Origin of the sequence: Thermosporothrix hazakensis (assembly GCF_003253565.1) — a bacterium.
Classification (GTDB): Bacteria; Chloroflexota; Ktedonobacteria; order Ktedonobacterales; family Ktedonobacteraceae; genus Thermosporothrix; species Thermosporothrix hazakensis.
Map to the genome: position 1 here is coordinate 1,043,187 of NZ_QKUF01000001.1, position 12,888 is coordinate 1,056,074.

7 protein-coding genes and 1 pseudogene are annotated in these 12,888 nt (G+C 53.0%); 5 read left to right on the forward strand and 3 right to left on the reverse strand.

The genetic code is table 11. The features are described 5' to 3' along the window. Nucleotides 1–514: 514 nt before the first annotated feature. Both aceA and aceB read left to right on the forward strand, forming a co-directional pair. Nucleotides 515–1,792 (forward strand): isocitrate lyase, encoded by a 1,278-nt coding sequence (gene aceA / locus EI42_RS04465; protein WP_111319206.1) that lies wholly within the window; start codon nucleotides 515–517, stop codon nucleotides 1,790–1,792. Nucleotides 1,793–1,909: 117 nt separating this feature from the next. Further along, a complete protein-coding gene (aceB, locus tag EI42_RS04470) occupies nucleotides 1,910–3,499 on the forward strand; it encodes a malate synthase A (RefSeq protein WP_111319208.1) in 1,590 nt (529 codons plus the stop codon). Between the two features lie 52 nt (nucleotides 3,500–3,551). On the opposite strand, the gene thrS is transcribed toward aceB, so the two are convergent. After that, nucleotides 3,552–5,363 carry a threonine--tRNA ligase gene (gene thrS / locus EI42_RS04475; RefSeq protein WP_111319210.1) on the reverse strand — a complete coding sequence of 604 codons (1,812 nt, stop codon included), beginning with the start codon at nucleotides 5,361–5,363 and terminating at the stop codon, nucleotides 3,552–3,554. A 639-nt stretch (nucleotides 5,364–6,002) separates the two neighbouring features. Between thrS and EI42_RS04480 the strand changes: the two genes are divergently transcribed. The 3 genes and pseudogenes from EI42_RS04480 to EI42_RS34800 all read left to right on the forward strand — a co-directional run bounded on the left by EI42_RS04480 (nucleotide 6,003) and on the right by EI42_RS34800 (nucleotide 11,002). Continuing rightward, nucleotides 6,003–7,949: a nitrilase-related carbon-nitrogen hydrolase gene (locus EI42_RS04480; RefSeq protein WP_111319212.1), complete on the forward strand. Its 1,947-nt coding sequence runs from the start codon at nucleotides 6,003–6,005 to the stop codon at nucleotides 7,947–7,949. A gap of 1,211 nt (nucleotides 7,950–9,160) precedes the next feature. Next, a pseudogene (locus EI42_RS34795) lies at nucleotides 9,161–10,444 on the forward strand (GAF domain-containing protein); the annotation flags it as partial. Nucleotides 10,445–10,507: 63 nt separating this feature from the next. Then, nucleotides 10,508–11,002: a sensor histidine kinase gene (locus tag EI42_RS34800; protein WP_371859998.1), complete on the forward strand. Its 495-nt coding sequence runs from the start codon at nucleotides 10,508–10,510 to the stop codon at nucleotides 11,000–11,002. A 9-nt stretch (nucleotides 11,003–11,011) separates the two neighbouring features. On the opposite strand, the gene EI42_RS32290 is transcribed toward EI42_RS34800, so the two are convergent. Together EI42_RS32290 and EI42_RS04495 are read right to left on the reverse strand one after the other, a co-directional pair. Beyond that, nucleotides 11,012–11,182, reverse strand: a complete 171-nt coding sequence (locus EI42_RS32290) for a DUF7455 domain-containing protein (protein WP_170142346.1) — start codon at nucleotides 11,180–11,182, stop codon at nucleotides 11,012–11,014. 881 nt (nucleotides 11,183–12,063) lie between these two features. Next, complete coding sequence (locus EI42_RS04495; RefSeq protein WP_111319218.1) at nucleotides 12,064–12,585, reverse strand: DoxX family protein; 522 nt, start codon at nucleotides 12,583–12,585, stop codon at nucleotides 12,064–12,066. Nucleotides 12,586–12,888: the final 303 nt, after the last annotated feature.

Genomic DNA, 12,888 nt, shown 5'->3' on the forward strand with positions numbered 1-12,888 from the left:
GCCAGCCGCCTCCTTACCAGCACATTCGGTGCGCCCTTCCTTGCATCGACCGCAGTACAGGCGACAATAGAGTCAGATATCCTCTTCCTCTCTGAATATTCGCTTGCTTGTGAGAACTTGCCTCTTCATTTCGTCCGAGGCCTCCTCACAGGGATACGCCTACCCCCCATGCTGCCAATAGTGGTGCTGTAACTTAAACAGTTGCTTCTGGGAAAAGAGCGCAGAAACGAGTATCCAGCGACTTCTCATGCTGAACCGGCCTTTTCTTTTCAGATACATAAGCATTTGGTTATGGATAACCTCAGAATTTGCGAAGTAAAAATATAGACTGCTTGAGCTTCTTCGTGGTACTCTTTTGGTAGAAAACAATCTCTGGGGACAAAGGAGTCTCCGCCAGGATACAAGGGAGACAAAGGGGTCTCCCTTGCGTCATCCTCACGCGTAGACGCTGGTTTCTACTGTTTGTTGTGCAGCGCTTCAAAGTTGAAGCATGTAGAGATGAGGAGCATACATCATGACGACTGACTCCCTGGCACAATCCCTTCAAGAACAATGGACACATGATCCTCGCTGGAAAGGGATCAAACGTCCCTACAGTGCAGAAGATGTTCTGCGCTTACGCGGCTCCATTTCAATCGAGCACACCCTGGCCCGCCTGGGTGCCGAACGATTATGGCACCTGCTGAACACTGAACCTTATATTGCAGCACTCGGCGCGTTGACCGGTAATCAGGCTGTCCAGCAGGTAAAGGCTGGACTTAAAGCAATCTATCTCAGTGGCTGGCAGGTAGCAGCCGATGCCAATCTTGCCGGGCAGATGTATCCGGATCAAAGCCTCTACCCCAGTAACAGCGTTCCCCATGTCGTGAAACGGATCAATCAGGCCCTCCAGCGAGCCGACCAGATTCACCATTCCGAGGGCAAAAATGATATCTACTGGTTTGCTCCCATTGTCGCCGATGCCGAAGCCGGGTTCGGTGGTCCCCTCAATGTCTTTGAGTTGATGAAAGCCATGATTGAAGCCGGGGCTGCAGGCGTTCATTTTGAGGATCAGCTAGCCTCCGAGAAAAAATGCGGGCACCTGGGCGGCAAGGTCCTGATCCCGACCAGAGCCGCGATCAAGAACCTGATCTCTGCCCGTCTTGCCGCTGATGTTATGGGCGTTTCCACCATCTTGATTGCCCGCACCGATGCCAACGCCGCACAGCTTATTACCTCTGATATTGATCCAAACGATCAACCATTTTTAACGGGTGAGCGGACTCCTGAAGGCTTCTTCAGAACACGGGGAGGCCTTGAGGCTGCAATTGCACGCGGTCTGGCTTATGCTCCCTACTGCGACTTGATCTGGTGCGAAACCTCAACGCCTGATCTGGATGAGGCCCGCAGTTTTGCCGATGCCATTCATGCACACTATCCCGGCAAACTGCTTGCCTATAACTGTTCACCTTCTTTCAACTGGCGAAAGCACCTCGACGAGCAAACTATTGCCACCTTTCAGCAGCGTCTCAGTGAAATGGGCTACGTGTTCCAGTTTATCACGCTGGCAGGCTTCCACGCTCTGAATTACAGCATGTTCACGCTGGCCCAGAGCTACAAACAGGAGGGCATGGCCGCCTACTCCCGGCTGCAACAGGCAGAGTTCGAGCTTGAGGCGCAGGGATATACAGCGACCAGGCATCAGCGCGAAGTCGGGACGGGTTATTTCGACGAGGTGGCGCAGGTGATTGCGGGCGGAGAAACCTCTACAGTGGCCCTCACAGGTTCAACTGAAACGACCCAGTTCCAGTAAGACAGACAGTACGCTTCTATGATAAGATGTAGGAGTGTGTATCAGTAGACGTGAATAGCACACTCCTGCGTCTTTCTGTAGTTTGTTCCCGCACAAGTGATAAAGAAGGACGAAAGTATGACCAGTCAGGAAACTGTACGTTTTCCCGCAGGTATCGAGATCACCGCGCCAATTTCGCCCGCATTTGCCGAGATCCTGACACCGGCTGCGATGGAATTTGTGGCTCTGCTCTGTCGCACCTTTGAAGGAAGGAGGGCAGATCTTTTACAGCGCCGCGCCGCTCGACAAGCCGAAATAGATGCCGGAACACTGCCCGACTTTCTTCCCGAAACCGCGCACATTCGCCAGGGCAACTGGACCATTGCGCCCCTGCCCGCAGACCTCCAGGATCGCCGCGTTGAAATCACCGGGCCAGTCGATCGCAAGATGATCATTAACGCGCTCAACTCCGGAGCCAAAGTCTTTATGGCCGATTTTGAGGATGCTCACTCACCCACCTGGGCCGGCACCATTGAGGGACAGATCAACGTTCGAGACGCGGTGCGACGCACCATCAGCTATACCAGTCCAGAGGGCAAACACTATCAGCTCAACGAGCAAACGGCTGTGCTGCTGGTTCGTCCTCGGGGCTGGCACCTGGACGAAAAGCATGTCCTGCTCGATGGGAAACCCATCTCTGGCGGGATCTTTGATTTCGCGCTCTACTTCTTCCACAACGCGCACGCCCTGCTCGAACGTGGCACAGGCCCATACTTTTATCTGCCCAAACTGGAAAGCCACCTCGAAGCGCGGCTCTGGAACGATATCTTTAGCAAGGCACAACAAGAACTGGGCATTCCGCAGGGCACCATCAAGGCCACCGTCCTGATTGAAACCATCCTTGCCACCTTCGAGATGGATGAGATTCTCTACGAGCTTCGCGAGCATTCAGCCGGGCTCAACTGTGGACGATGGGATTACATCTTTAGTGCCATCAAGAAGTTTCGCAATCACCCGGACTTCCTGTATCCCGATCGGGCGCAGGTAACCATGACCACACACTTTATGCGCTCCTATACCCTGTTGACTATCAAGACCTGTCATCGGCGCAACGCTCCTGCTATTGGTGGAATGGCAGCCCAGATTCCGATCAAGCATGATCCTCAGGCCAATGAAGAGGCGCTAGCACGCGTCCGCGAAGACAAGCGCCGTGAGGCAACTGACGGGCACGACGGCACATGGGTAGCACATCCCGGACTGGTTTCTATAGCGCGGGCCGAGTTTGACGCTGTCCTGAAGGGGCCCAATCAAATTGAGCGGAAACGCGAGGATGTACAGGTAACCGCCGCCGATCTGCTCAAGGTGCCAGAGGGAACGATCACCGAGGGCGGAGTGCGCAACAATATCAGTGTCAGCCTGCAATATCTTGAGTCGTGGCTGCGCGGTACTGGCTGCGTGCCGATCAACAATCTGATGGAAGATGCCGCAACGGTTGAGATCTCTCGCGCTCAGCTCTGGCAGTGGCTCCATCACCCACGGGGAATTCTCGGCGATGGGCGCAAGGTAACGGTTGAGCTATTCCACAGCTTTCTGGATGAAGAGCTTGCTCGGCTGAAAGCACTACGCGCCGGGCGTTTCGAGGATGCCGCTCGCATCCTCGATGAGCTGGTTACCTCTGCTACCTTCGTTGAGTTTCTGACACTCCCGGCCTATCGATATCTGGCATAAAAAGAACCGGCATCCTCCTGACTCCTTCAGGAGGATGCCGGAATATCAGACCTTATGCCTCTTCGTCCCAGAGCGCGAGGCTCTTCGTACGTACCAGTTCGGATACCTTGTCGATAAACTGCGACAGAGGCACAGCACCGAGATTCTTGTTCGTGCGCAAACGAACCGCGACGGCCTCGGCTTCGGCCTCTTTATCGCCAACAACAAGCATGTAGGGGATCTTCTGCAACTGCGCATCGCGAACCTTCGCGTTCATGCGCTCGCCGCGAACATCCACATCAACCCGAAGCCCGATGGCTTTCAACAGCTCCTGCACCTTATAGGCGTAGTCAGCGTGACGGTCAGCAATCGGAATCACCATCGCCTGCACCGGGGCAAGCCAGACCGGGAATGCGCCAGCATAGTGCTCGATCAGCATTGCCATAAAGCGCTCTGTCGATCCCGTTACCGCACGGTGGATCATCACCGGACGGTGCGGCTGGCCGTCTTCGCCGATATACTCCAGCTCAAAGTTCTCGGGCTGGTTGAAATCAAGCTGCACCGTTGAGCACTGCCACTCGCGACCAAGCGCGTCACGGACCATAAAGTCAATCTTCGGGCCATAGAACGCGGCTTCACCGATACCAATTTCATACTTCAGGCCTTTCCCCAGCGCAGCATCACGCAAAGCATCCTCTGCGGCCTGCCAGATCTCGTCACTCCCGATATACTCTTCTTTCTTCTCGGGATCACGCAGCGAGAGACGCACCCAATAATCATTCAGACCATACGTCTTGAAGGCCTCTAGCGTTAGATCGATCGCCCGGTTAAACTCTTCTTGAACCTGATCGGGGCGCATAAAGACGTGGGCATCATCCTGCGTCAGGCTGCGCACCCGGGCCAGACCGGAGAGTGTTCCAGCCTTCTCGTATCGGTAGAGCGTGGCGAACTCGGCGTAGCGAATCGGCAGCTCACGATAGCTATGGCGCTGCGATTTATAGAGCGTGATATGGTGCGGGCAGTTCATTGGCTTCAGAATGTAGGCATCATCCTCAAGCTGCTCCTGTTCGCCCTTCATAACCGGGAACATGTTTTCGCGATACGTATACCAGTGGCGCGACGTCTTATACAGGCGCACTTTGCCCAGATGCGACGTCCAGACGTGCTGATAGCCGTGGCGCTCCTGAAGCTCACGCACATAGCCTTCCATCAGGTGACGCAGCATCTCACCATTCGGGAGGAACATTGGCACACCCGCCGGGAGATCATCATGCATCACAAACAGCTTCAACTCGCGCCCGAGCTTGCGGTGATCGCGCTTCTGGGCCTCTTCCAGCCGCCAGAGGTACTGGTCAAGCTCTTCCTGTGAGAACCAGGCCGTACCATAGATGCGCTGCAACATTGGCTTGTTCTCATCGCCACGCCAGTAGGCACCAGCAACCCGCATCAGCTTAAAGGGACCGATTTGTCCCGTATTCTCAACATGCGGACCACGGCAAAGGTCAAGGAAGTTCCCCTGTCGATACATGCCGACCTCTGCATCAGGGAGTCCCTCAATAATCTCAACCTTATATACCTGGCCCTTCTGACGGAAGTATTCGAGCGCCTTTTCACGCGGCCACATCTCATGCACAAACGGATGTTTCGCCTTCACAATGCGCTTCATACGTTTCTCGATTTCCGGCAAATCCTCAGGCGTCAACGGACGTGGAAGATCGATATCGTAGTAGAAACCATCTTCAATGGCTGGACCAATCGCGAACCTGGCATCGGGGAATATCTCTTGAACGGCCTCCGCCATCACGTGTGCAGCCGAATGGCGCATACGCTGAATAGGCGAATAATGCACCGATTGTTTTTCCAGATCTAATTCAGCGGAAGACATCTATTCTCTCCTGGCATCTTCACTGTAGCGGACAGAACAACAAAAAAACCCTTTCATCCCCACTGGGACGAAAAGGGCTCAATACTTTCCGTGGTTCCACCCAGATTCTTTCCGCAATAACGTATCTCCTTGAGCTCTTCCAATCTCTTCAGAACTCAAGTGAGACCATCTCAAGCGCAGAAAGCACTCGTGGTCAAAACCGTTAACGGGGTTTTACCGTGTACCTTACTGTCTCGGTACAGACCTGACAAGGGGTATCTTCTTCTCGGGTTACAGGTACACTTTCAGCCGCCGGTGTATCCTCTCTGAATGTCCTTGAGTAAGAAGACATGTCTTGTGTCCACGGTCACATTATCTCATTTGCCTACCGGTAGAACATACCTATAGCATACCATAGAGAAGCGCAACCTGTAAATAGTTTTTTGTGAGAGAATATCATAGAATTATGACCTTGCAAGCACTTTCAAACGCTGGGGCGAAAGTACTAAGCAAGCGACAAGAAAATTATACAGTGAAGCGTGCAAAGTGCTATAATACAACGATGATGAGATAGACTGCCTACTAGCCAGTCATAAAACCAAGCCCTTTGGCCTCAAAAAGCGAGGGACCTTTCGCACAGTTACCTAGCCAGGAGACTACATGAGTAATCCCATACCCTCCCCCTTTCGCTATCGTGTTGCTGCAATTCAGTATGAACCAACGCTCGGGGAGAAAGAAAAGAATGTCCGCGACTTGCTCCATCTGGCAGAAGAAGCGGCAAAGAACAGGGCCAGTCTGATTGTCCTGCCGGAGATGGGCACAACCGGCTACTGTTGGACATCACGCGAGGAAATTCAACCATTTGTCGAATCGATTCCCGGACCAACAAGCCAGCAATTCCAGGAGTTAGCTGCACGATATCACTGCTCTATCGCGCTCGCACTACCTGAAGTTGACCCCCTTACACAGGTATATTACAACAGTATGGTACTGATCGGGCCAAAAGGGATAACAGGGACGTACCGCAAAATACATTCATATATGTCAGAACCACGTTGGGCACGGGATGGGGATAAAGGAGTACCGGTCTGGGATACAGAGCTCGGTCGTTTGAGCGGCCTGATGTCACAGGATGCCTTCTACTGTGAGTCGGCACGCCTCTCCGCCCTGCACGGCGCAGATGTGTTGCTCCTGCCTTCCAGTCAGGTAGGTGATCAGCAGGTAATGGGCTGGTGGATGGCGCGAGCGCTGGAAAATGGCCTGTACGTGGTTGTCGCCAACCGCTACGGGAACGAACGAGGCGTCCAGTTTAGCGGCGGAAGCTGCATTATTAACCCAGATGGCACCCTGCAAGATTTTCTCAGCAAAGGAGACGGCATTGTCTACGGAGAGATTGACCTGCAAGCAAGTCGCCAGAAGGTCTGGGGACAGGGCGCGGTTAGCCGGGGAGATCGTTTGAAAGATAGGCGACCAGCCGAGTATATTCAGCTTGTTGATAATACCTATCTCTGGGAACCACTCCGTTATCATGGGCTGTATGAACTGGGCAGCCTTCCACCGGGGCAGCTCTCCTGTGTTGGCTTTCTACAGCTCGGTCTGGGCACCTTTACGCGCAGTACTACAAGCAATAACCTGGCAACAATTGAAGCACTCGGGAACCTGATTCGTGCTGTTATTAAAGACAGTGGCCCGGCTTGCCCGGACGTGTTAGTGCTTCCCGAACTGCTCCTACCCGGCCCGCTACCACGCGAACAACAGGGCAACCTGAGTGATGAGGAGTACCGCAACTATATCCAGCGAGGCGCAATTCAAATCCCTGGTCCCGAGACCGCAGCCTTTGCCACACTCGCTGAAGAACTGCAACTCAGCATGGTCCTCGGCGTCGCTGAATATGCCGATGGACACTACTATAATTCCGTTGTGCTGATTGACCCTGAGGGCGTCTATGGCACCTATCGCAAGCTCCATCTCACCGAACGAGATCGCCTCTGGGCAACACCTGGAAATGCCGGACTGCCTACCTTTGATACGCCATCAGGGCGTATTGGACTTACAACGGGATATGATGCGCTCTTCCCTGAAACGATCCGTGTGCTTGCGAGCAAGGGAGCCGATCTGGTCTGTGCGCCCACGCTGCTCGACTTCCCAGACCCTGTGCCTCTGCCCTTTACAGCTCCCACTTTTACCATTCCCAGCATTCTGGGCTTTGAAGAGGAAGAGCCACCACAGCATTATCTCTGGCGCATTCGGGCCGCCGAGCATAATGTCTATCTGGCAGTGACCAACTGGAGCGGACAGCACGCCGATGCCCGGGCGAATGGCCTGAGTGGCATCTTCTCGCCCACTGGAGCCAATGAAGTGATCGCCGATGAGGATGAGCCGGGCTTGATGCTGATGACGATCGATACGCGCGAGCAGCGCACCGGACGCCGCACTACCCATACCCTCGGATACGCGCCGGGAGATATGGCAGGCTCACTGACCGGAGAGCTGGACTATTCCATACAGGACAGCATTCCAGGCAACTCAGTCCGCAGCAAGCCCATGCTACGCAAACGTCAACCATACTGGTATCTGGACCTCGTCAAGCCCAAAATCGATCAGTGACACGCTGTTCACGGAGGGTGGTTCTCTCCGTGAACAGGAGCAACCTCCCACAAAACTCAGCCGGAAATGCCGTTGACTCTTTGTTTGCATGTTAGTATACTTGCATACAAGACCCACGCTCTCAAGGACTGTGATTGCAACGTGCAGAAACGCTAGCAATGTCCGAACACACAACAAAAGCACCATATAGCCTCAAACAACAGAGGTTCACAAAATACATATTTTTGGCTACATGCCTGGCAGTGGTCCTTCTCGTCATTAGCCTGCCCTGGCGTATCAATGATCGAGCGGAAACCACTCTTTTTATCAGTATTGCACAGATGATCGCTGCACTACTGGCGAGCTTCTGGTGCTTTCAAACGGCTATTCTGGCCCGAAAAGGCCCGATACGGCTCCACAGGCGTGATCAATATGCCTGGTTCACTATCGGGGCTTCCATATTGCTGTATGCCCTCTGGTTATTGCTGCATATGTGGTGGCACCAGATGTTGCCCCTGTTACAGGATGTCTCTTTTGCACTGCTCAGTCCGTTACTTCTGTTATTGGGAATTTTTCTTCTATCGTTTCGCACTCGTTTCTCTTTCCAGATGCTCCTTGACGCGATCATCACCACGCTTTCTCTTTTTGGGATCGCCTGGGTGCTCATGCATATACCAGAACGGACGCTTCCCTTCCTCGGTGAGGTCGTCGCTCCATCGCCTTCATTGACGTTACTGTATCTCTGTCCTACTCTGGCTCCCCTGTTCGGGATAGCCTACCTGCTCTATCGCGACGTCCATTCACTGTATAAGCCCTCATCACTGTTACTGATTGGCGGTCTGGGTATCTTTATCATCAGCGATATAATTTCGCTCTATACAGGGGCAATGGATCGTTTGCAAAATTCACTCTGGATAGCAGGATGTCTATTGACCGGCCTCTCCTCCCTTTATAGCTATCGAGAGGTGCTCCTGGAACCAGAAGAGGCCTCCAGCCAGAAAGAGCCTGTTCAGGGAAACGGCAGCATCACCCAGAATTTACTGGTCTACATTCCCATGTTGCTGCTCTTCGTGCTAACAGCATATCGCCATATCCGAATAAATCCTCAGTATGAAGCGATGGTTCTACCGCTGCTGATTCTGAGTATTGGCATCTTGATCGGGGCGCGTTTCTTCGTTGCCAGCCGCGAAAACGAAGGACTGCTGCGCGAAAAGAGCGCCCATCAGGATAAAATGGCCCACCTGCACCAGATCGTGGCCCGGCTGACACAGCATATTGAGCTCAAACCGCTCCGAGAGCAAGCGACCCGCACCTTGATTACGGATCTGGGCTTTGATGCGGCACTCTTGCTTCTCGTAGAAGAGCATCGTGGACCGTACCATATGCCACCCCACCTGCACATTCTTGCAGCAGCACATAAACAGCCACTTCAGAGCTGGTTTTTCCAGGGCGAGAACATTCTACAGCGCACCTATCGTAGTGAGCATGAAACCCTCTTACATTGGAACAGCCACACTCCCGATATCCCGGAGCCGGTGGCCTCGTGGTTTCTGGCGCAACGGATCGCGACAATGACCTTCTTTCCCTTAAGCTATCATGGGCAACGGATCGGGTGTCTGGGTGTCGCGCGCCAATCATCGACAGAGATCAATGAACAGGACCGCTCCCTCCTGGTAGCCTACAGCGAGCAGGTCGCCACACTGCTTCGCCATGCACAGCTCTACCAGGAAACGCAAGAACGTGAGGCATTCGCCCAGGCAATGGCAAATATAGCAACCCGTCTCAATGCCGCCGTTATTGAACCTGAAGAACTCAGCCAGCTTATCTGTGAAGAGGGAGCGCGTGCCCTGCGAGCGGATTTCACAATCTTCTATCTGTTGCAAAAAGGCCAGGGGCTACAGCCACAGGCCGCCTACTCTGGCAGTGACCAGCCCATCCATTGGCCCCCGATCAGCCTGTATGAACCAGATGCTCAGGCACTTGAAGCGTTGCAGCCAACGCTCATCGTGCTGGAAGAGGAAAAGCAGGATAATGTCAATTTTATCGGCAAAAAGCGACAACAACAAGCGCAAGGAGACGAACACAGCACCTATCGTATCGCGACTCAGTCACGACAGGGTTTCCGAGATACGCTGATACAGCAGGGCGTCACCACCGCTATTCTCACACCCTTAATTGAAGGGGGTGAACCTTTTGGCCTGCTTGTGTTTGCACGCTCAAGTTACCGGAGCAGCACTACCACACGGCCTCTGGATCTGCCCGAGCTATCACAGGCACAGGATTTCGGTGAGCAGGCGGGCGTCGCATACACGAATGCACAGCTCTACCAGCGTCTGCAAACAGCACATAGTCGCCTGCAAGAGCTCGATCAAATGAAAGATCAATTTATGGTTACGGCCTCCCATGAGCTCCGCACACCATTGACCGCAGTACAGGGCTATATCGAGCTCCTGGCTCAATATGATGAGATCCTGCCTGCAAATGACCGTCGGGAGTTTCTGGAAAAAGCACGACGTGGATGTGACGAACTGGCAATGCTGCTTTGCAACGTGATGGATGCCAGTCGTCTTGATAAAGAAATGACCATCGGCCCGGCACTGTTCAAAAACGTTTCGGTGCAGGAAGCGATCGAGAGTGTGGTGCTGATGATCGAGCCACAATTAACCAAAGAGCAACGAAACCTTCATCTTCATGTGCCCACCCATCTCATGGTGCGGGCTGATCCGATGCGACTTCGTCAGGTACTGATGAATATCTGTACCAATGCGCTGAAGTATTCACCGCCACAGACCCCGCTCTCGATTGTCGCACGCGTGCGTGAGGAGGAGGGGAGACAGCAGGTGATGATTACCATCAGTGATCGAGGGAAAGGAATCAAACCGGAGGATCATGAGCGGGTTTTTCAGCGCTTCTTCCGCGTGGAAAGTGATGTGAACAGTCCTGTCCGGGGTTCTGGTCTGGGTCTCTATATCTCGCGCCGCCTGATTGAAGCCATGGGTGGAAAGATTCGGATTGAAAGTGAAGGTATACCAGGCAAGGGTACAACAATCTCTATCCTATTGCCCATGGCTTAGGCGGAGAGGCTACTTTTTCGCACTATCCTTATCTTCAGCCGCCTTTGCCTGCTTTTTGACCAGCAAGGGGGCATGTTCTTCACAGAAGAGGAAACGGCGACCACCGGGGAGCAATTGCGCGTAAGCAGCGGGCTCTCCACAGGTATCACAGCGCCCGACGTGCGTTCTAACTGCTTTCATAAGAGATATATCCTCCTTTATTCAGAGAAATCTATAGAGATAAGGGCGACAAACCCGTGTGATTGAAAGGAATGCACCCCTATCATACCATAAATTGAGTAAATGTGTGACACCTGCAATCGGGAAGCGATATTTCTGGCGTAGGGCCAGAAAGCAGAGCGCGCACCACTTCCACGGTCTTATGTAAGACTTCAGAGAAATGAAGAGAAGAAATACACCTCGTCAGAAGACAGGGCAGAGATCTGCCCCCCTCCAGTGGCTTCAGAGGCTTGTACGGCCACTTTTACCCGCTGAAGAGAGGAACAGAGCGAAGCAAAGGGCCAGGGAAGCTGCTCGCGGTATAGTTGTAGGCAAGGGTGGTCGATTGTCGCACGGGTGCCAATAAGCCCGGTTGCATATCCTCAGGAGATCCCTGAAAGCGTGGGTTCCGATAAATCTGGTGTTGAGCAGTGCTCCACAGGGTACAATCGTTGAGCCGCTTACAAGGTTCTCTTCCGTGATCGCAGCAGGGTGAGAGCGAGAATCGCCCACCTCTCTTCTTTAGTATCAGAATAGCATCTATTCCCCTCAAGAGGTGAAAGAGGCGTTTCGAGCGTACCTCTTTCACCTTCTCTTGCGATAGAAGCAAGCTTTTAGCCACCTGTAACATTTCACCGGTCCTTTGCGTGAAAACAATGTGTGGTTCCTCTCAGTAGAAAAGCGGAGACTGTTTGCCCGCACACATATTCACTATCTGCGGTGTATTCATGCCAGGGCTGGCAGAATAGTCCGTCGCACATTCGGGAATGTCGTTGACTGTAACGTCGGCGACATTTCTTTTTTGCCGCAACAAAAAAGGCCCGCTGCGCTCACACCGGGCCTTTCTCTAGCGGAAAGAGGGGTTATGCTTGCTGGGTGGCAGCCTCAGCCGGCTGCTTGCTGGTCACAAGGCCGATCACATCGACGATAATGGCAAGCACCGCAGCAACCAGAAACACAGTTAGCTCAGGAAGAACCGTGGCGAGCCCAAGTGCTCCATCCAGTGCATATGCTCCAGGACCAACCAGACCAAGAATAATACTGATAATACCGAGAATCAAAGGATACTCATAGCCGCCCTTCGTCCCCCAGAAGCCAGCCGACCAGTGGAACTTCAATACAGCCATTAGCATAGCAGCAAACACACCGGCAGCCGCCAGCGGTGTCAATAGACCCAATACCAGCAACAGGCCGCCGCCAAACTCGCCCCCTGCTCCTAACAAGGCCCAGAACCCGGCAGGCTTAAACCCGAGCTTCTGCAACAATTGCGCAGTGCCCTTCAAACCACTACCACTAAACCAGCCCAATAATTTTTGTGCTCCATGTGCTGCAATGATAAGTCCAAAGCAGACGCGCAGCAGAAACAGTCCAGTTTCGATAGACATGGTAATCTCCTCTTAGTTTCCCTCGTTGGTTACTTTAGATAAGTGACTTTCTTCTCCTCAGTAGGATACCTCTTTCACTTTCTTTTGTCAAGTCCCTAATTTTAAATTAGTAACAAACTGAGCAACTCCATTGTAAGCTTCGCTCCGAAGAGCAAGGAGGGCTGAAAACACCCAAAATGTGCATAGTCCACGAGAGGAGAGAAGTGCCCCGCAGCATGAGTTCGCTATCCGTCTGATCTACTAGAGCATGCAGAAGGCTTATAATATTAAGAACATATATTGAAGTGCATGTATTTGAATAGC

Bases quoted from the DNA above. Each gene is read 5' to 3' on its own strand.
- aceA (WP_111319206.1), top strand. From the start codon at position 515: ATGACGACTGACTCCCTGGCACAATCCCTTCAAGAACAATGGACACAT.
- aceB (WP_111319208.1), top strand. From the start codon at position 1,910: ATGACCAGTCAGGAAACTGTACGTTTTCCCGCAGGTATCGAGATCACC.
- thrS (WP_111319210.1), bottom strand. From the start codon at position 5,363: ATGTCTTCCGCTGAATTAGATCTGGAAAAACAATCGGTGCATTATTCG.
- EI42_RS04480 (WP_111319212.1), top strand. From the start codon at position 6,003: ATGAGTAATCCCATACCCTCCCCCTTTCGCTATCGTGTTGCTGCAATT.
- EI42_RS34800 (WP_371859998.1), top strand. From the start codon at position 10,508: ATGACCATCGGCCCGGCACTGTTCAAAAACGTTTCGGTGCAGGAAGCG.
- EI42_RS32290 (WP_170142346.1), bottom strand. From the start codon at position 11,182: ATGAAAGCAGTTAGAACGCACGTCGGGCGCTGTGATACCTGTGGAGAG.
- EI42_RS04495 (WP_111319218.1), bottom strand. From the start codon at position 12,585: ATGTCTATCGAAACTGGACTGTTTCTGCTGCGCGTCTGCTTTGGACTT.